This window comes from Actinoplanes sp. NPDC023801 (assembly GCF_040639655.1).
Lineage (GTDB): Bacteria > Actinomycetota > Actinomycetes > Mycobacteriales > Micromonosporaceae > Actinoplanes.
In genome coordinates this window covers 252,908-271,262 of record NZ_JBFAAI010000001.1, presented here as the reverse complement: position 1 = coordinate 271,262, position 18,355 = coordinate 252,908, and the positions used below count along the sequence as shown (strand labels likewise).

At 69.9% G+C, this 18,355-nt stretch carries 22 protein-coding genes and 1 pseudogene; 8 read left to right on the top strand and 15 right to left on the bottom strand.

The features are described 5' to 3' along the window. Nucleotides 1-12 precede the first annotated feature (12 nt). From AB0G04_RS01240 to AB0G04_RS01210, 7 genes and pseudogenes are all read right to left on the bottom strand, one after another. A complete protein-coding gene (locus tag AB0G04_RS01240; RefSeq protein WP_360974376.1) occupies nt 13-324 on the bottom strand; it encodes a DUF2516 family protein in 312 nt (103 codons plus the stop codon). Between the two features lie 68 nt (nt 325-392). Further along, nucleotides 393-863 (bottom strand): hypothetical protein, encoded by a 471-nt coding sequence (locus tag AB0G04_RS01235; protein ID WP_360974373.1) that lies wholly within the window; start codon nt 861-863, stop codon nt 393-395. Between the two features lie 35 nt (nt 864-898). Then, nucleotides 899-1,243, bottom strand: a pseudogene (locus AB0G04_RS01230) (helix-turn-helix transcriptional regulator); the annotation flags it as partial. Nucleotides 1,244-1,323: 80 nt separating this feature from the next. Continuing rightward, the gene (locus AB0G04_RS01225; protein ID WP_360974370.1) at nt 1,324-2,238 is read right to left on the bottom strand and encodes an asparaginase; all 915 of its coding nucleotides are present in this window, start codon (nt 2,236-2,238) and stop codon (nt 1,324-1,326) included. Continuing rightward, nucleotides 2,235-3,068, bottom strand: a complete 834-nt coding sequence (locus AB0G04_RS01220) for a 3-keto-5-aminohexanoate cleavage protein (protein WP_360974367.1) — start codon at nt 3,066-3,068, stop codon at nt 2,235-2,237. The genes AB0G04_RS01225 and AB0G04_RS01220 overlap by 4 nt, the downstream gene beginning before the upstream one ends. 20 nt (nt 3,069-3,088) lie before the next feature. Beyond that, nucleotides 3,089-4,117, bottom strand: coding sequence for a folate-binding protein (locus AB0G04_RS01215; RefSeq protein WP_360976195.1), 1,029 nt, complete (start codon nt 4,115-4,117; stop codon nt 3,089-3,091). An 8-nt stretch (nt 4,118-4,125) separates the two neighbouring features. Further along, the gene (locus AB0G04_RS01210) at nt 4,126-4,548 is read right to left on the bottom strand and encodes a Fur family transcriptional regulator (protein ID WP_360974364.1); all 423 of its coding nucleotides are present in this window, start codon (nt 4,546-4,548) and stop codon (nt 4,126-4,128) included. An 18-nt stretch (nt 4,549-4,566) separates the two neighbouring features. Between AB0G04_RS01210 and AB0G04_RS01205 the strand changes: the two genes are divergently transcribed. Then, nucleotides 4,567-5,298 (top strand): aminotransferase class IV, encoded by a 732-nt coding sequence (locus AB0G04_RS01205; RefSeq protein WP_360974361.1) that lies wholly within the window; start codon nt 4,567-4,569, stop codon nt 5,296-5,298. 73 nt (nt 5,299-5,371) lie between these two features. Here the strand turns inward: AB0G04_RS01205 and AB0G04_RS01200 are convergent, their stop codons facing one another. Next, the gene (locus tag AB0G04_RS01200; protein ID WP_360974358.1) at nt 5,372-5,971 is read right to left on the bottom strand and encodes an FABP family protein; all 600 of its coding nucleotides are present in this window, start codon (nt 5,969-5,971) and stop codon (nt 5,372-5,374) included. Beyond that, the gene (gene mtfM, locus AB0G04_RS01195; protein WP_043533180.1) at nt 5,968-6,072 is read right to left on the bottom strand and encodes a small membrane protein MtfM; all 105 of its coding nucleotides are present in this window, start codon (nt 6,070-6,072) and stop codon (nt 5,968-5,970) included. The genes AB0G04_RS01200 and mtfM overlap by 4 nt, the downstream gene beginning before the upstream one ends. 14 nt (nt 6,073-6,086) lie before the next feature. Here mtfM and AB0G04_RS01190 point away from each other — a divergent pair, with 14 nt between their 5' ends. Next, a complete protein-coding gene (locus AB0G04_RS01190; RefSeq protein WP_360974355.1) occupies nt 6,087-6,461 on the top strand; it encodes a DsrE family protein in 375 nt (124 codons plus the stop codon). 405 nt (nt 6,462-6,866) lie between these two features. On the opposite strand, the gene AB0G04_RS01185 is transcribed toward AB0G04_RS01190, so the two are convergent. From AB0G04_RS01185 to AB0G04_RS01175, 3 genes are all read right to left on the bottom strand, one after another. Further along, nucleotides 6,867-7,649, bottom strand: coding sequence for a hypothetical protein (locus tag AB0G04_RS01185; protein ID WP_360974352.1), 783 nt, complete (start codon nt 7,647-7,649; stop codon nt 6,867-6,869). 256 nt (nt 7,650-7,905) lie between these two features. Then, a complete protein-coding gene (locus AB0G04_RS01180) occupies nt 7,906-8,316 on the bottom strand; it encodes an NUDIX domain-containing protein (protein ID WP_360974349.1) in 411 nt (136 codons plus the stop codon). 11 nt (nt 8,317-8,327) lie between these two features. Next, nucleotides 8,328-10,235: an ATP-dependent DNA helicase gene (locus AB0G04_RS01175; protein WP_360976192.1), complete on the bottom strand. Its 1,908-nt coding sequence runs from the start codon at nt 10,233-10,235 to the stop codon at nt 8,328-8,330. A gap of 155 nt (nt 10,236-10,390) precedes the next feature. On the opposite strand from AB0G04_RS01175, the gene AB0G04_RS01170 reads away from it, so the two are divergent. After that, nucleotides 10,391-10,924 (top strand): DUF402 domain-containing protein, encoded by a 534-nt coding sequence (locus AB0G04_RS01170; RefSeq protein WP_360974346.1) that lies wholly within the window; start codon nt 10,391-10,393, stop codon nt 10,922-10,924. 11 nt (nt 10,925-10,935) lie between these two features. Here AB0G04_RS01170 and sigJ read toward each other — a convergent pair whose 3' ends face one another. After that, nucleotides 10,936-11,826, bottom strand: coding sequence for an RNA polymerase sigma factor SigJ (sigJ, locus tag AB0G04_RS01165; RefSeq protein ID WP_360974343.1), 891 nt, complete (start codon nt 11,824-11,826; stop codon nt 10,936-10,938). Nucleotides 11,827-11,927: 101 nt separating this feature from the next. On the opposite strand from sigJ, the gene AB0G04_RS01160 reads away from it, so the two are divergent. The 3 genes from AB0G04_RS01160 (at nt 11,928) to AB0G04_RS01150 (ending at nt 14,594) form a co-directional block, all read left to right on the top strand. After that, complete coding sequence (locus AB0G04_RS01160; protein ID WP_360974340.1) at nt 11,928-12,872, top strand: hypothetical protein; 945 nt, start codon at nt 11,928-11,930, stop codon at nt 12,870-12,872. An 84-nt stretch (nt 12,873-12,956) separates the two neighbouring features. Next, nucleotides 12,957-13,583 carry a DUF47 family protein gene (locus tag AB0G04_RS01155; RefSeq protein ID WP_360974337.1) on the top strand — a complete coding sequence of 209 codons (627 nt, stop codon included), beginning with the start codon at nt 12,957-12,959 and terminating at the stop codon, nt 13,581-13,583. A 3-nt stretch (nt 13,584-13,586) separates the two neighbouring features. Further along, nucleotides 13,587-14,594 (top strand): inorganic phosphate transporter, encoded by a 1,008-nt coding sequence (locus AB0G04_RS01150; RefSeq protein WP_360974334.1) that lies wholly within the window; start codon nt 13,587-13,589, stop codon nt 14,592-14,594. Here the strand turns inward: AB0G04_RS01150 and AB0G04_RS01145 are convergent, their stop codons facing one another. After that, nucleotides 14,595-15,575, bottom strand: a complete 981-nt coding sequence (locus AB0G04_RS01145) for a Gfo/Idh/MocA family oxidoreductase (RefSeq protein ID WP_360974330.1) — start codon at nt 15,573-15,575, stop codon at nt 14,595-14,597. It abuts the gene before it with no gap. A gap of 93 nt (nt 15,576-15,668) precedes the next feature. Here AB0G04_RS01145 and AB0G04_RS01140 point away from each other — a divergent pair, with 93 nt between their 5' ends. After that, nucleotides 15,669-16,457 (top strand): NUDIX domain-containing protein, encoded by a 789-nt coding sequence (locus AB0G04_RS01140; RefSeq protein ID WP_360976189.1) that lies wholly within the window; start codon nt 15,669-15,671, stop codon nt 16,455-16,457. A 41-nt stretch (nt 16,458-16,498) separates the two neighbouring features. Here the strand turns inward: AB0G04_RS01140 and AB0G04_RS01135 are convergent, their stop codons facing one another. Beyond that, a complete protein-coding gene (locus tag AB0G04_RS01135) occupies nt 16,499-17,653 on the bottom strand; it encodes a transposase (RefSeq protein WP_360974327.1) in 1,155 nt (384 codons plus the stop codon). A 23-nt stretch (nt 17,654-17,676) separates the two neighbouring features. Here AB0G04_RS01135 and tnpA point away from each other — a divergent pair, with 23 nt between their 5' ends. After that, complete coding sequence (tnpA, locus tag AB0G04_RS01130) at nt 17,677-18,108, top strand: IS200/IS605 family transposase (protein ID WP_360974324.1); 432 nt, start codon at nt 17,677-17,679, stop codon at nt 18,106-18,108. Nucleotides 18,109-18,355 lie beyond the last annotated feature (247 nt).

Below are 18,355 nucleotides of genomic sequence, written 5' to 3'. Positions count from 1 at the left end.
CACACACCCGGATCACCAGAAGCCCTTGCCGTCCGACAGATCTTTCAGGCCCGGACGGATGTCGAGCATGTAGACGAGCGCGGCGGCGATCCCGATCATGCTGATCAGCATGTAGCCGTAGGTCACCATGGTGAGCGCCAGGCAGATGCCGATGATGCCGGCCCACGCACCCTTGGGGAGGGTGCCGAGAGCCTGGAACCCCGCGCCGCGCTGCGTCAGGCAGTGGATCAGGGCGACGGCCTGCACCACCACCGAGACGATGAGCATGGTGACGTCCAGGTAGAGGCGGACGTCGTCGAAGAAGATCGGCGCTGCTGTGGCCATGAGAGAGAGTCTATGCCGTGGGCCCCGGCGCTGCCGGGGCCCAGGGATCATGTCGCGTAAGCGTCAGCTCACTCGGCGGGCGCGGCCGGCTTGGCCCGCTTGCGCGGCTTCGGCGCAGCCTCGACGGCCTTGGCGTCCTCGACCGCGGCCTCCACGGCCTTCGGCTGCTCGGTGGCCTCGATGTCGGAGTTGACCACGTCGGCGGCCTCGACCACGCCGGTGCCGACCACGCGCTCGCCACGGGCGACCAGCTCGTTGTAGACGGCGATGGCGCGCTCCTGGGCGACCTGGGCGAAGGTGACCGCGGCGCTGGTGGCGTTGTCACGCAGGGCGGCGATGTCGGCCACCTGAGCCTTGCCGCGCAGCTCGGCGGCCTTGCTGCCGGCCTGCTCGTTGTAGGTGCGCAGGGAGGCGGCGGCCCGGTCGCTGAGCTCGTTCAGCACGGCGGGCAGCTTGCGGAGCTGCTCGTACGCCACGTCACCGGCGCCTGCGGCGGCGTACAGCGGGGTGGGGATTTTGGTCTTGGTCTGCTCGGTCACTTCTGCTCCTCAGCGTCTTCTGCGGGCGGCGCGTTACGCGCGTTCTCGTTGCGGAATGTCTCGTAGATCTGCGTCAGGGACTGCTTCTGCGCGACCGTGAGCTCCGGGTCGACCGCGATGGCGGCCAGCACACCCTGCTGACCCTCGCCATCGAGCAGCCCGGCCCGCAGGTACATCGCGGGCGTCGACACTCGCAAGGCGCTGGCGATCTGCTGCAGCACCTCGGCGCTCGGCTTTCGCAGGCCCCGCTCGATCTGGCTCAGGTAGGGGTTGCTCACCCCGGCCTTGTCGGCGAGCTGCCGGAGCGAGATCTTCGCGGTCTGCCGCAGGTCCCGGATGAAAGTTCCGATGTCCTCAGGCAGGTCCTTCGGCGTGGCCATGCATACGAAGGTAGCCCGGGGTGCTAGCTGTTGCAAGCAAAACGCTTGCAATAGCTAGCGTGAACCGGGTCACCCGGCATCTAGAAGACCGCGCGGACCTCACCGACCGGACGTCCGCCACCCAGGACGGGCTCGGTGATGGCCGGGACCTCCAGACCCAACCGGCGCAGGGCAGCAAGCAGGACCGGCACCCGGGCACGCGTGGCGCCGTCCGAGATCTTCAGCGCCACCGCACCCGCGCCCGGCATCGCCGCCGCCGACACCCCGTCGGCACCCCGCTTCACGATCAGGCCGGGCATCGCGTTCATCAGCACGGTGTCCTCCGAACCGGGGCCCGCGACAAGTTCCGGATGAGCCCGCATCGCGTCGGCCACCCGGCGCTCCGGCGTACCCGGCTCCGCCTCGACCAGCCGCAGGAAGGCCCGCGCCAGACCGAGCGGGGAGATCGCGAAGATCGGCGCGCCGCAGCCGTCGATCCCGAGTGCCGCGATCGGCTCACCGGAGAGCCGGCTCACCGTGTCGGCGAGCGTCTTCTGCAGCGGATGGCCGGCCTCGAGGTACGACTCCAGCGGCCAGCCGTTGACCACACAGGTGGCGAGGAACCCGGCATGCTTGCCGGAACAGTTCATCAGGATCCGCTCGGGCCCGCCGCCGGCCCGGAGCCGGTCCCGCTTCGCCGCCTCGCTCAACGGCAGGTCAGCCGGGCAGCGCAGAGCCTCCGGGCCGAGCCCGGCCGCGGTCAGGATGGCGCGCACACGTTCCACGTGGAACGGTTCGCCGTCGTGACTGGCACTGATCAGGGCGAGGTCGGCCTCCTCGCGCGGGACCAGCCCGGCGGTCAGCAGCCCGACAGTCTGCAACGGCTTGTTCGACGAACGGGGGAAGAACGGCGACGTGACATCGCCGACGCCCTCACCGGAGCCGCCGTGGACGGCCACGATCCCGTGGTGGACGCTCTCCACGAAACCGGAGCGGACTACCTCAGCGACGATCATCGGGCCGGGACCCCGAGCAGCTCACGCGCCTGGGCCGGGGTCGTCGGCGGGCGCTGGGCCAGCTGGGCGAACCCGACGGCACGTGCCACGAGCTGCATGTTCGACTCGACCGGGCGGCCCTTGGCGTACGTCAGGGTGTCCTCCATGCCGACCCGCAGGTGGCCGCCGGTGGCGAGGGACGCCAGCATCACCGGCAGGGTGCCCCGGCCGATGCCGGTCGCCGAGAACGTGGTGCCCTCCGGCAGGTCCCGGATCGCCTGCTCGCACGCCACCAGCGCGCCAGCCGTCCCGGGCATCCCGCCCGGCACGCCCATCACCAGGTCGACGTGCACGTGCCCGCCGAACGGCAGGCCGTACTTGCCGAGCAGCCGCTGCAGGCTGGTGAGCTGACCCAGGTCGAAGATCTCGTACTCCGGCACGATGCCGCGCTCCTGCATGCGGGTGTGCAGGCCGACGATGAACTCCCAGCGGTTCAGGAACACGTCGTCACCGAAGTTGACGGTGCCCATCGTGCAGGACGCCATCTCCGGACCGGCGTCCAGCACGGCGAGCCGGTCCGCCTCCGGGTCGTGCACCGAACCACCCGAGGACAGCTGCACGATCAGTTCGGTGGCCTCGCGCAGCCCGGCGACGGTGTCGCGCAGCCGGCCCTGATCGAGGGTCGGGCGGGCGTCGTCGTCACGGATGTGGACATGGATGATCGAAGCGCCGAGCGCCTCGCACTCCCTGGCGGTGGTGGTCAGCTCGGCCAGGGTCACTGGCAGGGCCGGCACATCCACCTTCTTGCTCTCCGCGCCGGTCGGGGCGACGGTGATCATGGTCCCGGTCATGCCTCGCATACTGCCATGACTCAGTCGGCGTCGATGGCGGCTGCCGACTCCCCCACAGTCAGGCGGGCATCATCCGGAACGTTGCGCTTCAGCACCGCCAGAGCCACCATGCCGAGCTCGTGATGACGGACCGCGGTGCCGACGAAACCGACCGCCCGGCCGTCCAGCTCGACCGCCGTCCCGCGAGCAGGCGGATGATCGGTGGCCACGCCGTCCAGGTGCAGCAGAACCTGACGGCGGGGCGGACGGCCCAGGTTGTGGACCCGGGCCACCGTTTCCTGACCGCGGTAACAGCCCTTCTCCAGGTGCACGCTGGTCGCCATCAACTCGATCTCGGCCGGGATGGTGCGGTGGTCGGTCTCCCAGCCCAGCCGGGGGATGCGGTGGGCGACCCGGACAGCCTCGTACGCCCAGAGTCCGGCCGGAGCCACGCCCAGCTTCTCCACGACCGCCGCCTTCGCGGAACGCGGCACCAACAGGTCCACGCCCAGCGGCACGCGACGGGCCAGGCCGCCTTCGAACGGCCGTACCGAATAAAGGGAAGTGGGCTGAGGTGGCACCGACCCGGCGGCGAACCGCGTGGCCGGCACCGGGCTCACCCGAGGGGCCGCGAGGTCCGGGAAAAGCGCCGCCGCATCGGGGCCGACCAGCGACAGCACCGCGATCTCGGCGGTCGCCTCACGCGGCTCGACCTGGGTGAAGAAGCGCATCATCTCCAGGTATTTCAGGAGCCCCGCACCGGCGCCCGGCTCGGTGTCCAGCCACGCCGCCGTCCCGTCCTCGGTGACGAACGCGTGCTGCTCGATGTGCCCGTTCGGCGAGAGGACCAGCAGCTCACTGGCCTCGTTCGCCGTCAGCGCCGACAGGTGCTGGGAGGTGAGCGTGTGCAACCAGCCGGCCCGCTCGGCACCGGGAACCGCGATCACCTCACGGTTCGACCGGTCGACCAGGCCCACCCCGGTCTCCAGCAGCCGCTGCTCGCGCATCGGGTCACCGAAATGGGCCGGCACCCCGGCATCCGCCGACCCCGGCTCCAGGTCCTCGACCATCACGACGGTCACTCGGCCTCCTTGCAGTCGCCGCACACCCCGAACAGGGAGACGTGTCCCACATCGACCCGGAAGTCGCGCTCCCGCAGCAGCTGGTCGGTGACCGGGTCCATCACCGCCGGATCCACCTCGGCGATCGAGCCGCACGACCGGCACACCAGATGGACGTGCTGGTCCTCGCCGGCCGGATGGTACGTCGGCGAGCCGTGCGACAGATGCGTGTGATTGACCAGCCCCAGCTCCTCGAGCAGCTCCAGGGTCCGGTAGACGGTGGTGATGTTCACCCCCGCGGCCCTCTCACGGACCGTGTTGTGCACCGACTCGGGTGTCGCATGACCGAGTTCGTGCACCGCTTCGAGGATCAGCTGGCGCTGTGGGGTGAGTCGCAGACCCCGCTCGCGGAGCATGGCGGCTAGCGATGTGGCGGACACATGACGAGCATAGTTCGGGTGACCGACAGGATCCTTGTCGCGCCCACCGAGCTGCTCGGCGACGGCGTCTTCGAAACCGTGCACCTGCGCCCGGCCGGACCGTGGCTGCTCGACGAACATCTGGCCCGGCTGTCCCGGTCGGCAGCGATCGTCGATCTGCCGCCGCCCGCACTGCCGCCGCTGCGGGACCTCCCGGAGACGGGCGCGCTACGGATCGTCTACACCCGGAACATCCTGGACGTCTCGGTCAGCCCGATCCCCCCGCAGGTGCTGCGCGAGCGACGCGACGGGGTCCGGGTTCTCAGTGCGGATCAGGGCGTCTCGGTACGGCGGCGTCCGCCGTGGTCCATCTCGGCGGCCAAATCACTGTCGTACGGGGAAAACTTCGCGGCCCGGCGGTGGGCGGTACGGCAGGGCGCCGACGACCTCATCTGGCTCTCCACCGAGGGGTACGTGCTCGAAGCACCGACCGCGTCGGTGGTCTGGCTGACCGGCGACGAACTCGGCACGGTCCCGCCGTCCGAGGCCGGGATCCTGCCCGGAATCACCGCGGCACATCTGCTGTCGCTGGCGGCGCGGGCCGGCCTGCGTCCCGTCGAGCGCATGGTCACACTCGACGAACTGGCATCCGCCGACGCGATCTGGCTGGCGTCGTCGCTGCGCGGGCTGGCCGAGGTGGTCTCGCTTGACGGGGCACCCCGGCCCCGCTCACCGTGGACGCCGCGCCTGCTCGCCCTGCTCGGCTTCTGACCCTTCACGTGGCTGCCACACACCGCTGTCTCGGAGGTGCTGAGGCAGCGGTGGTGTCCAGCCGGGGTGGGGGTCAGCCGCCGATACGGAGGAGGCGGGCGGACATGTGCGGTTTGAGGCCGCTGTGGTCGACCGCGATCTCGTGGGCGTACAGCAGGGCGCCCTCGACGATGCCGAACAAGCGGTGCCCACCGGTCACATGCAGACCCGACGGGGTGTACGCCACCGCGTCGGCCGCCATCTCCAGCCGGGTCGTGGCCGCCTTGCCGAGGTAGAGCTCGGCCACCCCGTCCGGGCGGATCATCGTGGCCTCCATCTCGTCACCCGGACGCCCGTCGACCAGCACCGGCCGCCAGAATCCGGACTCCACGAGCGCCTGCCCGAGCGGCTTCGACTCGTCGTCGAGCAGCCACGCCCGTGACTCGTAACGCAGGAACGACCGGCCGTCGTGGCTGATCCTGATCTCCTGCGCGAAGTTGTAGTCGTCCTCGTGGGGGAAGCCACCCTGACCCCGGCCACGCCACAACCCGACGAACGGCAGCAGGCCGAGCAGCGACGGGTGCAGGTCCGGACCCGACCGCAGGTCGTGAGTGTCCTCATAGGGATACTTCCCGACCGGCGGAGCGTTGAGCCACGGCGGCGGGCCCAGTGGGTTTTCCGTCTCGTTGCTCACCAGCGTCCCCTCGAAATGCGCATTGCCAGATAGCCGAAGCCGCCGGCCAGCCCACCAAGGGCGGCCACCAGCAGGCTCACGAACCCGATCTCCGTAACCATGACCGGCCCATCTTATGCTGGCCGGTATGGCACGTTTGCTGGTCGTCAAGGCCACCGCCGGCGCGGACGCCCCGGAACGCTGCAACCAGGCGTTCAACGTGGCCGGCACGGCCGCCACCGCCGGCGTCGACGTGTCACTGTGGCTGACCGGCGAGTCCACCTGGTTCGCCTTGCCGGGCCGGGCGGCCGGGTTCGAGCTGGCACATGCCGCACCGCTGCCCGACCTGATCGAGGTGCTGCTCGAGGCCGGCCGGATCACTGCCTGCACCCAATGCGCGGCCCGCCGCGACATCGGCCCGGCCGACGTCATCCCCGGTATCAGGATCGCCGGCGCCGCCGTCTTCGTCGAGGAGATCATGTCCGAGGGCGCGCAGGCTCTCGTCTACTGACCGCTCCCGACCACGTGGCGGCCCACCGGCCCGCCCACGGGCGCAGATCACCACGCAAGGAACCCGCGTCAGGCCGCGTGGCGACCTACGGTCCACCCGCGGGCGCACGTCACCACACAACCCACCCGCACCACATCGCGCGGCAACCTACGGTCCTCCCACGGGCACACGTCACCACACAACCACCGCGCCAGACCGCGTGGGGCACCTACGTCCACCCAATACCGCAGGGGCGGACGGGATGACGCCCGGCGGAGCAGACAGAAACGGCCAGCGCAGAGGGCCGGGACGAAGGGAACGGCGCGAGGCCAACGGAACGGCGCGGAACGGAGGACGCAGCGCCGGGCGGGCCGGACAGGACGGCCCGGAACGGACTGGACGACGCGGAACGGACGGGAGGCGGGTTCAGGTGGCGCGGCAGGCGGTGGTCACGCTCAGCCGGAAACGGTCGCCGTCTCTGGCGACTACCACCGAGTCGGAGCCGATCCGGTACGCCCAACCGTCCGCGTCCGCCCAGATCGGGGCCGCCCCGTCCGGGATCCCTCGCGGCGCGCTCTCCGGCTGTGCCGGGCCGGCGTCCAGCACGAAGGTGGCCGCGGCCCCGTCGTCCGGGCAGGCCACCGCCCGAGTTTCCGGCGGGTCGGCGGTGCTGCTGCCGGTGATCGCGGCGGCTGTGGTGCCGAGCAGGGCCGGTTCGCTGCCCGCTGGCGGATCGGCCGGGTTCAGACCGTCCACGGCCGGGCGGCAGCCGGTCCGGATCAGCACGCTGAGCACCTGGTCGGACGAGTGCGCCTCCGCCTCGATCCCGACGTGTTCGCCGGCGTCGGCGTACAGCGACAGCCGGGTAGCCCCACGGGTGGCCAGCATCTCGGCGGCGAAGTCGGCGGGCAGTTCCTGAGCGATCGTCTCGAGCGCTGCCCGTGCGTCGCCTTCCGGCACGTAGAGCCGCACCTCCCGGGTGGCGGCCTGCCCTGCCCACGCCGGGTTGACCGAACAGTCCTCGACCCGTAGCTCACCGATGCTCAACGCCCACCGCTCGTCCTCGGCAGCAGCGACCACGGCCCCCGACGCCACCCTCAGCGTGGCCAGCGCCTGCGCGATGTCACGCTGCTCGGGCACGGTCGGCGGATCGGTCCGCGCCGACCAGAACACCGCGGCCAGCAACACTGCGGCCCAGACTCCGGCCACGACTCGAAGCCACCACCGGCGTCGTGCCCCGGCCACCGGCGGTGGTGCGTCAGATTGCGGCCTCGTCACGGCAGCCATGGTGACACGCGCCATCTCCCCAGCCCCACCAGCATCAGGCCGCTGACCACCTCACCGATGACGCGGCCGACGGTCAGAACCAGTGAAGACGCGGTCCTGACAAAGACCCCGGCGCGGTCAGAACCAGTGATGAGCGGTCCTGACAAAGGCCCGACGCGGTCAGAACCGGGGGTGGACGTCAGATGAGATCGGAATACTCCGGCGAGGCCAGGAAACGCTCGATCATCTCCGCGGTGCCCGGTGTGAGCGGGCGGTCCAACGCCTCGGCAGCCGGGATGAACAGCATTGCGGCGCCCTCGCCGAGCACCACGTCCTCCTGCCGGGCGGTGGTCGCCGCGTAGAAGTAGCTCTTGATCCGTCTCTGTTCGGGCAGTTCCTGCCGGGCGAAGAGCCGCAGCTCACCGGACGGTCGCAGGCTGGTCTCCTCCCACAGCTCCCGGGCGGCGCCCTCGGCTGGTGTCTCCCCGTCCTCGATCGTCCCGCCCGGCAGCCCCCACGTGTTCGGGTAATAGGGCGCCTTGTCGTCACGCAACTGGAGCAGCAACGCACCGTTCCGGTCGACCAGGAACGTGCAGGCGATGAGGATCAACGAGGTTCCCTTCAGGAGTTGGCGAGACGGCGGAGGGCGCCCTCGGCGACGTCGGGCCGGGTGGTGTACCAGAACGGCGGCAGTGACTTGCGCAGGAAGGCGCCGTAACCGCGGGCCGTCTCCAGGCGGGAGTCGAGGACCGCGACCACACCCTTGTCGCCGGTCGAGCGGATCAACCGGCCGACGCCCTGTGCCAGCCGGACTGCCGCGATCGGCACGCTGACCGCGGTGAAGCCGGAACCACCGGACGCGTCGACGGCTGCGGCGCGGGCCGCGGCGAGCGGCTCGTCGGGCCGGGGGAACGGCAGCCGGTCGATGACGACGAGCTGACAGGCGTCGCCGGGCACGTCGACGCCCTGCCAGAGCGACATCACCCCGAACAGGCAGCTGTTCTGGTCCTCCTTGAACTTGCGGACCAGGATCGGCAGTGTCTCCTCGCCCTGCAGCAGGATCGGCAGGTCGGTCTTGGCGCGTAGAAGCTCGGCGGCCTGGGTGGCGGCCTTGCGGGAGGAGAAGAGCCCGAGCGTACGCCCGCCGAGTGCCTCCACCAGCCGGAGCAGTTCGGCCCCGGCCGCGTCGGGAAGGCCGGACGCCGCGGGCCGTGGCAGGTGCGCCGCCACGTAGAGGATGCCCTGCTTGGGATAGTCGAACGGCGAGCCGACGTCGAGTGACGACCAGCCGTCGCCGGACGAGGGCCGTCCGTCGGCGCCGGGTGCGGCCACCGGCAGGCCGAGCGAGCGGGCGACCGTGTCGAACCGGCCGCCGAGGGTGAGCGTGGCGGAGGTGACCACCACGGTGCGGTCGGCGTACAGGTGTTCCGACAGCGTGCCGGCGACCGAGAGCGGCGCCACGACGAGTGCCCGCCGCCCGCTGCCGAGGTCGGATTTCTCGACCCACGCGACGTCGTAGGAGTTCTCCTCGAGCAGCCGCTGCGCTGTCGTGGACAGTTCGTCGAGGACCGCTTTGGCCTGCTGTTTGCCGACCGGGTCGGGATCGTCGGACTTGACCTCGCCGATCGCGCTGAGCCCCGCCCGGGTGGCGGACTCGAGCGTGGCGACGGCCATCCGCAGCCGTTCGGGCAGGCCGTCGGTGAGCCGACCGGCGGGCAGGTCGGCGAGGCCGACGGTGAGCGCGTCGGCGGCTTCGGCGAGCGCTTCCGCGGCGGCTGGGGTGATCATGGTGCGGGACCGGCGGCCGGCGCGTTCGACCGCTTCGGGGGTGATCTCGGCCTGGGCCGCCGAGGAGACCCGGTCGGCGAGCTCGTGTGCCTCGTCGACGACGAGGAGCTTGTGCGGCGGCACGATCTGCCGTCCGGCGATCATGTCGACGGCGAGCAGGCTGTGGTTGGTGACGACGATGTCAGCCTCGCGGGCGCGGGCGCGCGACGCCTCGGCGAAGCACTCCTGACCGTACGGGCATCGGCCCGCCCCGACGCAGTCCCGGGCCGGCATGGAGACCTGACGCCAGGCCAGGTCCTCGACGCCCGGGTCGAGCTCGTCGCGGTCACCGGTCTGGGTCTTCTCGGACCATTTCCGGATCCGCAGGATCTGCTTGCCGAGCCGGGCGCCCTCACCGAGCCACTGCCCGGCCTTGGGTGCGGCCTCCGCGTCGAAGAGCGTGTCGGTGGGGCCTTCCTCGTCGGCGTGCTCCATCTTCGCCGCGCAGAGGTAGTGGTGCCGGCCCTTGAGCACGGCGAACGTGGGCTTGCGCCCGAGCACCGGCTGGACGGCCTCGGCGAGCCGGGGCAGGTCGTGCTCGACGAGCTGGTTCTGCAGGGCCAGGGTGGCTGTGGAGATGACCACCGGACCGTCGACGAGCAGGGCCGGCGTGAGGTAACCGAGGCTCTTGCCAGTGCCCGTGCCGGCCTGGACGAGCAGGTGTTCCTTGTTCTTGACGGCCTTGTCGATGGCCTCGACCATGGCCTGCTGACCAGGGCGGGCGGATCCGCCGGGAACCGCTCCGACGGCGGCGGCGAGGACCTGCTCGGCAGTGGCTTTCTTCTTACCGGTTCCGGGCACGGAGGAACCGTACCCGCCACCACCGACATATCCGGGTCACCGCTAGGGTGCAAGCCATGCCGAGCGAGATGGTCCGGGTCATCTACACGAAGTACGACGGTTCGGCACATCGTGACTACCCGGCTCGTCGTCTGGCCGAGGACGACCTCGGCATCTGGGTCGGCGTGACCCGGGGTACCGCGTCGGTCTATCACGGCCGGCCGTCCGTGGAGCAGATCCCGTTCGTCCTGCTGATCCCGCACTATGCCTGGTGGACGGGCATGTTCAACCCACCGCCGCGGACCAGCGAGGTGTATTGCGACATCACCACCCCGGCCCGCTGGGAGGGTGACACGGTTCACATCATCGACCTCGACCTGGACGCGGTCCGGCGCCGTGAGACCGGTCTGGTCGAGCTCCGCGACGAGGACGAGTTCGCCGTTCACCGGGTGGCGTTCGGTTACCCGGACGATCTCGTGGAGCACGCCTTCGCGGCGTCCCGGCAGCTGCTGACAGCGCTGGGCGACGGCACCGAGCCGTTCGCCTCGCACTACCGCAAGCACCTGCTGGAAGTCACTCCCGGCAGTGAAGAAGTCACTCCCCAGCAGTAAAGGTCCACCACTCAACCCAGGTCGCGGGCGAGCCTCAGCTTCTCCGGGTTCTGCTGGTTGTAGATGCCGGTGATCCGGCCGTCGGCGACCGTGACGATGCTCACCACCATCAGTGGGCTGCCGTCCGCCAAGGTACCGCGAAGCATGGTGCCGGCCGAGCCGTTGACCACGACCGGGTCGACCTTGATGTCGGTGACCTCGGCCAGCCGGTACGTGAGCAGGCCGATGAAGAACCGGGCGACCTTGTCGGCGCCGAGAACGGGGCGCAGCGCGGTGCGGACCACTCCGCCGCCGTCGCCGATGGCGACCACGTCGGGAGCGAGCACGGAGGCGAGGGTACGCATGTCGCCGTCCTGCGCCGCGGCCAGGAAGGCGTTGAGCACCCGCCGCTGTTCGGCCAGCCCCGCGGTGTGCCGGACCTGACCGTCGGCCACCGCTTTCCGAGCCCGGGAGGCATGCTGCCGGGCGGCCGCCGGCGTGCTGTCGAGGACCGCCGCCACCTCGTCGAACGGCACGCCGAACGCATCGTGCAGGACGAACGCCACCCGCTGTTCGGGGGTGAGCTTCTCGAGCACCACGAGCAGGGCGATGCTGATCTGGTCGGCGAGCTCGGCGTGGTCGGCCGGGTCGGCGTCCGGCTCCACCACGTAGACGGGCAGCCACTCACCGGGGTACGCGGTTCTGCGTACCCGAGCGGAATTGAGCTGGTCCAGGCAGATCCGTGCGGTGACCGTGGTGAGCCACCCCCGCGCATCGTGGATCTCCTGGGTCTGTTGCGCGTAGCGCAGCCAGGCCTCCTGGACGGCGTCCTCGGCTTCGGCACGGCTGCCGAGCATCCGGTAGGCGACGGCAGTGAGGTAGGAACGCTGGGCCTCGAAATCGACCGCGGACGGTGACGGCATGAAACAAATTCTGCGCGACATTGCCGGTCTGCGGGTATCGGCTGTGCCACAGTATAAAACACCCATAAAGTACGAATCGGATGGTGCACGCGGTGCAAGACATGGCGACTATCGCGGGAGGCCTGGCCGGTCTCGCCGGAGCCGGCGGCGCGGTCTCGGTCGCCATGCTGCGCCGGAAACGGCCCTGCCTGCCCGCCGGGCACGCGCTGACCGGCCCGGACACGACCGACCCGCTGCCCGCCGTGCTCAAGCTGGGGCTGGCCGGGATGACGGTCCGGGTGGTGCCCGGCCCGCACGGCGAGCTGTACCTCGGTCCCGGTGCTCCGCAGCCGGGCCGCACCCTGCGCCGGCTCGTACTCGCCCCGCTCTTCGCCCGCGCCGGATCGGCCGGCGGACGGCTCTGGCCCGACCAGCGGGTGCCGTTCCGGCTCGTGATCGAGTTCGGTGGCGCCAACCGCGACCCGGAGGCACTGCTGCGCGCCTACCGGATGCTGGACCGGCAGCTCCAGGACCACGCCGGCCTGCTGAGCCGGTGCCAGGGTGAGCAACTGACCGCGGGCGCCGTGACCGTGACGGTGACCGGCATAGTCGATGTCCGGGAGCTGCTCGCGGCACAGCCCGAACGGTGCGCGTTCGCCGACGGAACCTTCGACGACCTGGGTTCCCGCTTCGCCCCGCCGTCCCTGGTCCCGGTGATCAGCGAACCCTGGACGCGCCGCTTCGGATGGGACGGCCGGGAACCGATCACCGCCGAGGAACGGCACCAGCTGCACGCACTCGTCCGGGCCGCGCACGACGACGGGCGCAGGGTCCGGATCTGCGGTCTGCCGGACGGTACCCGGAAGGCGCGCGCCGCGATCTGGACCGAACTCGGTGCGGCCGGTGTGGACGTGATCGCCGACACCGATCTGGCCGGTCTCGCCCGCCACCTGCGCCGGAACCCGATCACCGGCACGCCCCGGCCACACCTTCCGACCAGGGCGGTTCGCCGTTCCGCGCCGCGCCCGAATGCACCCAGGACAGTTGGACGTCACGAAACGGTTTAGGGCCGTCGCGATAGGTGAACCTCCACGGACCGATAGCATGCCTCCGGAGATCCATTCATAAGCCCGTCGATCGAGGTCCGCGCCGTGAAGTTCTCATTCCGCCCCGTCGAGGGGGCCTTCTACGAACTGTTCACCAGGGCCGCGTACAACCTGGTCAAGGGAACCGAACTGCTGAACGAGCTCGCGTTGCCCGGTGTGGACGTCCAATCGGTCGCCGACCGGCTGAGCGATGTGGAGCACGACAGCGACTCGATCACCCACGAGCTCTACAAGAAGATCAACTCCACCTTCATCACCCCGTTCGACCGGGAGGACATCTACTCGCTCGGCTCCCAGCTGGACGATGTGATGGACCACCTCGAGGCGGCCGGCAACCTGCTCTACCTGTACGGCCTGACCGACCTGCCGTCGCTCCCCCGCGAGATGCACGAGCTGGTCACCGTGCTGGACCAGCAGGCGAAGGTGACCGCCGAGGCGATGCCGAGACTGCGGTCGCTGAAGGGCATGGAGGAGTACTGGATCGAGATCAACCGCCTGGAGAACGACGGCGACCGGGCGTACCGGATGTTGCTGGTCCGTCTCTTCTCCGGCGAGTACGACGCGCTCACCGTCCTCAAGATGAAAGAGGTCGTCGACGAACTGGAAGCGGCCTGCGACGCGTTCGAGCACGTGGCGAACACGATCGAGACCATCGCGGTCAAGGAGTCCTAGAGCGTGGATCCCGAACTCGTCGCCGTTGTGGCGGTGATTCTCGCCGCGATGGCGTTCGACTACACCAACGGCTTTCACGACGCCGCCAACGCCATCGCCACGAGCGTCAGCACCCGCGCGCTCACCCCGCGGGTCGCCCTGGCCATGGCCGCTGTCGGCAACTTCGTCGGGGCGCACCTGGGCACCGAGGTCGCCAAGACGGTCGGTGACGGCCTCGTCGACCTGCCGCTCGGCATCCCGAGCCTCGGCATCGTCTTCGCCGGTGTGCTCGGCGCCATCACCTGGAACCTGATCACCTGGTACTTCGGCCTGCCGTCAAGCTCGTCGCACGCGCTATTCGGCGGCCTGGTCGGCGCCACCCTCTTCGCGACCGCCGGCACCGTCCAGTGGGACAACATCATCAACAAGGTGCTGATCCCGATGGTGGTGTCGCCGTTCGTCGGCCTGGCACTCGGTTTCGTGATGATGGTCGCGATCATGTGGATCTTCAGGCGTGGGCACCCCGGCCGGCTCAACCGCGGCTTCCGGTACGCCCAGACCGTCTCAGCGGCCGCGATGTCCGTCGGGCACGGCATGCAGGACGCCGCCAAGACCATGGGCATCGTGGTCCTGGCCCTGTACACGGGCGGATTCCAGAGCAGCTCGACGCACATCCCCGAGTGGGTGTACTGGACGTCGGCCACGGTGCTCGCGGCGGGCACCTACGCCGGTGGCTGGCGGATCATCCGAACCCTGGGCCGCAAAATCATCGACCTGGGTCCGTCCGAGGGGTTCGCGGCCGAGACCGTGGCCAGCTCGGTGCTCTACTTCAACGCCCTCGTGCTGCACGCGCCGATCTCGACCACCCACACCATCACCTCGGCGATCATGGGCGTTGGCGCGACGAAACGACTCAGCGCGGTCCGCTGGAACGTGGCGGGCAACATCGTGATCGCCTGGATCACCACGTTCCCCGCCGCCGCGTTCTTCGCCTGCGTCTTCTACTTCATCGTCCGGCCGCTGTTCGTCTGATCACGGGTAGGCGACCCCGACCTGCTCGCGCAGGGCGTCCAGCAGGGCCATCACCTCCAGGGTGGTGGTGTGCGAGACGACCGGGCTCTCCAGCTCACCGGCGAGCAGGGCACGCTGCACCTCGGCCGCCTCGAACTGGTAACCGCTGCCCTCGGAGGGGAACTCGAACGTCTCCGGCGCCCGATCCGGCCGGGTCAGCGTGAACGAGCGCGGCACGAAGAAGCCCACCGGCAGGTCGATCCGGCCGGCCGTACCGGTGATCGAGGCCGCGTTCCGGCTGGCCCCGTTGATGCTGCAGGTCAGCGCGGCCACCGCGCCGGACTCGTAACCGAGCAGCACCCCGGTGTTCTCGTCCACCCGCTCCGGGGTCAGATGCGCCCACGCCTGTGCCGACGCCGGCACGCCCAGGATCAGATGCACCAGGTGGATCGGGTACACGCCCAGGTCGAGCAGCGCGCCGCCACCCAGCTTCGGGTCACGCAGCCGGTGCGACGCGTCGAACGGACCCTGCAGCCCGAAGTCGGCGTGAATCGCACTGACGTCCCCGATCGCACCGCCGGCGACCAGCTCGGCGATCTTGCGGATGGCCGGGTTGCAGCGCATCCACATGGCTTCCATCAGGAACACCCCGCGGTCCCGGGCGGCTTCCACGACGCGGGCCGCCGACGGCAGGTCCAGGGAGATCGGCTTCTCCACCAGGACCGCCTTGCCGGCCGCGATGCAGAGCATGGCGGCCTCCAGGTGGAAGGCGTGCGGCGTCGCGACGTAGATCACGTCGACACCGTCGTCGGCGGCCAGATCCGCGTACGAACCATGGGCCCGCGCAAACCCGTGCCGCTGAGCGAACGCCTCGGCGCTCGCGAGATTGCGTGAGCCCACCGCGGCGAGCTCAGCGCCCTCCACCAGGGGCAGATCCGCGGCGAATGTGCTGGCGATCCCGCCGGGGCCAAGAATCCCCCAGCGCACCTTCTTTCCCGTCATGATCGATACCGTATCGTCCGGGCCGCGCCCGGTGGAACGATCGTCCGTGACCTGACCGGCATGGGGTGCCAGGATCGAGCGGTGACCGACTCGATGCAGCTTCCGCCCGCCATGTCACAGCGCGCTCGCGAGTTCACCGGGCCGCCCGCGCCGGCCCGCCCGGCGGCCACCGTGGTCCTCCTGCGGCCCGACGACCACAACGGCTTCGAGGTGTACGTCCTGCGCCGCGCCTCCACGATGGTCTTCGGCGGCGTCTACGCCTTCCCCGGCGGTGTGGTCGACCCGTCGGACCAGCCGTCGACCATCCACGACGACTGGTCCGAACGCCTCGGCGTACCCGACGAGCAGGCCCGCGCCGTCGTCGGTGCCGCCGCCCGCGAGCTGTTCGAGGAGGCCGGCATCCTGCTGGCCGGCCCGCTCAGCGAACCCGACCGCACCGTCACCTCCACCGGCACCGACGACTGGGAGGCCGACCGGGCCGCCGTCCAGCGCCGCGAGCTCACCATGACCGACCTGCTGGCCCGCCGAGGCCTGCGCCTCCGCGACGACCTGCTGCTTCCCTGGGCCCGCTGGATCACCCCGGACTTCGAACCACGCCGTTACGACACCTGGTTCTTCGTCGCGCTGCTTCCCGGGGCGCAGACCGCCCGCGACGTCTCCGGCGAGGCCGACGAGACCGCCTGGATCAAACCCGGAACCGGCGGCCTCACGATGCTGCCGCCCACCCGCCGGACCCTCGACGAGATCGCGGCCTTCCGTACCATCCCCGACGTGGTCGCCGCCTCCGCGCACCGCGACGCCGCGACCCCCCTCAACCCCCGCATCGAGGTCGGCGCGGACGGCCAGGTCACCGTCCATCTCCCGTCAACTACCCGCCCATGAATGGGCGGGCTTGTGGATCTCTGCTCCCGCTGGCTGCGAGGTCAGGCCACGTACGGACGGTTGACTGCGCCCCAACCGGCAGCACCACGTACGGCGATGTTGACGGCAGCGTTGACGTCCGCGTGGGCAACGACTCCACACGAACGGCAGATAAACGTGGCCTGGTCGGGTCGGTTCCTCTTGTCCCGGTGACCACACTTCGAGCACGTCTGCGACGTGTATCGGGGGTCGACTTGGACCAGGGGGATACCGGCCCGGCGGGCCTTGTAGATCAGGAACTCTCCCAATTGGGCGAAGCTCCACGAGTGCAGTGTGGCCCGTTGGGGCTTGTTACGGAGCCGGACCCTGGTGCGGATACCCGTCAGTTCTTCGACCGCGATTCCGCGCGAGGTGCGTTCAGCCTCGGCCACAATGCTTTTCGATATGACATGGTTGACGTTCGCGGCGTGCCGCGACTCCCGCCGGGATCGTTTGGTGAGCAGGCGGCGGGCGGACTCGGTCTTCTTGGCCTGCAACTTCGCGCGCAGCCGGATCTGCCGGCGCCGGTACCGGTTGAGCTGCTCACCCGCATACGTTCGCCCGTCGGAGTCGGTGGCGATCTGTACGACGCCCATGTCGACACCAAGAAATCCCTGCGGCTCGACCAGCCTGGCCTCGGCGACGTCGACGGTCGCGTAGAGAAACCACATGCCGTCACGGTGGACCAGGTCGGACTCGCCTACGGGCAGCTCGGCGATGGCTTTGAGCTGGTCCGGGGAGCCTGTGTACGCCACGTTCTTCATCCGGCCGGTCACGGTCCAGATCGACACGGTGCCGGCGTCGTGCTGCCACGTCAGCATCCGTGCGTCGTACGGCTGGGCGGCCCGCCACCGGAACCTGACCGGCTCGGACGCCACCCGCCGGTAGCGTTTCGACTCCGGCGCTCCGTAGTTCCCGGCCCGCAGGTTCGACGCGAGAATCTTGTACGCGTCACAGACCTTCTTGATCACGTGCTGAGCAGCCTGCGCACCCAACCCGTGATCCGTTTTAATGCCCGCGTAGACGTGCTTGCGCAACGCGTAGTTGCGGTACACCCGCGCGGTGCGGGCCGTCGCAGCGACCTCGGTCGCGGCGGTGTTGCAGGCGCGCAGGGTTGCTTCCAAAGCCGACGCCTGTTCAGGAGTCGGCAGCAGCTTCACCTGGACCACCAGCTTCACACCGCCACGATAGCATTTGGTCTATGTCACCAAGATGGACCCCGGACCCGGACGTACGCAGAGGCCGCAGCGTCGTCTACAACATGCACGTCCATCTGGTCTTCACCACGAAGTACAGGCGCGGAGCGCTCACCGATGCGATCCTCACCCGCTGCGAAGAGATCATGCGGAACGTGTGCGTCGACTTCGGTGCCGAGTTACGCGAGTTCAACGGCGAGGACGACCATGTCCACCTGCTCGTGCACTACCCACCGAGCGTCGCGGTGTCGAAGCTGGTCAACAGCCTCAAAGGCGTCTCGTCGCGCTACCTGCGGCAAGAACACGTCACACACCTGCGCCGCTACCTGTGGGATGACCACCTGTGGTCCCCGTCGTACTTCGCCGGATCCTGCGGCGGCGCACCACTGGCGGTCATCAAGGAGTACATCGAAAACCAGAAACGTCCTGCCGGGTGAACGGGGTTCCTCCCGGCTGTCACCCGGCGCTCGACGCCTGTTCGCCTTGTCGGCGAACAGGCTTTCCCTGCCCTGCTTCGCAGGCGATCCGTTTCCTCCCGGCCGTGAACGGCCGGGGTTCCACGGAGTATCCGGCTGAAATCTGCCGGTACGGGCTACGCCGCCCCGCCGAATCGGAACAGTCCGGGACTGTTCCGATTCGGGGGGCGGCGTGGCCCGTACCGGAAAAGGACGAACGCCGGCCCTC

Excerpts from the sequence above, each read along its gene's own strand:
- AB0G04_RS01240 (WP_360974376.1), bottom strand. The coding sequence starts at position 324 with ATGGCCACAGCAGCGCCGATCTTCTTCGACGACGTCCGCCTCTACCTG.
- AB0G04_RS01225 (WP_360974370.1), bottom strand. The coding sequence starts at position 2,238 with ATGATCGTCGCTGAGGTAGTCCGCTCCGGTTTCGTGGAGAGCGTCCAC.
- AB0G04_RS01220 (WP_360974367.1), bottom strand. The coding sequence starts at position 3,068 with ATGACCGGGACCATGATCACCGTCGCCCCGACCGGCGCGGAGAGCAAG.
- AB0G04_RS01215 (WP_360976195.1), bottom strand. The coding sequence starts at position 4,117 with ATGGTCGAGGACCTGGAGCCGGGGTCGGCGGATGCCGGGGTGCCGGCC.
- mtfM (WP_043533180.1), bottom strand. The coding sequence starts at position 6,072 with ATGGTTACGGAGATCGGGTTCGTGAGCCTGCTGGTGGCCGCCCTTGGT.
- AB0G04_RS01190 (WP_360974355.1), top strand. The coding sequence starts at position 6,087 with ATGCTGGCCGGTATGGCACGTTTGCTGGTCGTCAAGGCCACCGCCGGC.
- AB0G04_RS01175 (WP_360976192.1), bottom strand. The coding sequence starts at position 10,235 with ATGGTCGAGGCCATCGACAAGGCCGTCAAGAACAAGGAACACCTGCTC.
- AB0G04_RS01170 (WP_360974346.1), top strand. The coding sequence starts at position 10,391 with ATGCCGAGCGAGATGGTCCGGGTCATCTACACGAAGTACGACGGTTCG.
- sigJ (WP_360974343.1), bottom strand. The coding sequence starts at position 11,826 with ATGCCGTCACCGTCCGCGGTCGATTTCGAGGCCCAGCGTTCCTACCTC.
- AB0G04_RS01160 (WP_360974340.1), top strand. The coding sequence starts at position 11,928 with ATGGCGACTATCGCGGGAGGCCTGGCCGGTCTCGCCGGAGCCGGCGGC.
- AB0G04_RS01145 (WP_360974330.1), bottom strand. The coding sequence starts at position 15,575 with ATGACGGGAAAGAAGGTGCGCTGGGGGATTCTTGGCCCCGGCGGGATC.
- AB0G04_RS01140 (WP_360976189.1), top strand. The coding sequence starts at position 15,669 with ATGCAGCTTCCGCCCGCCATGTCACAGCGCGCTCGCGAGTTCACCGGG.
- tnpA (WP_360974324.1), top strand. The coding sequence starts at position 17,677 with ATGTCACCAAGATGGACCCCGGACCCGGACGTACGCAGAGGCCGCAGC.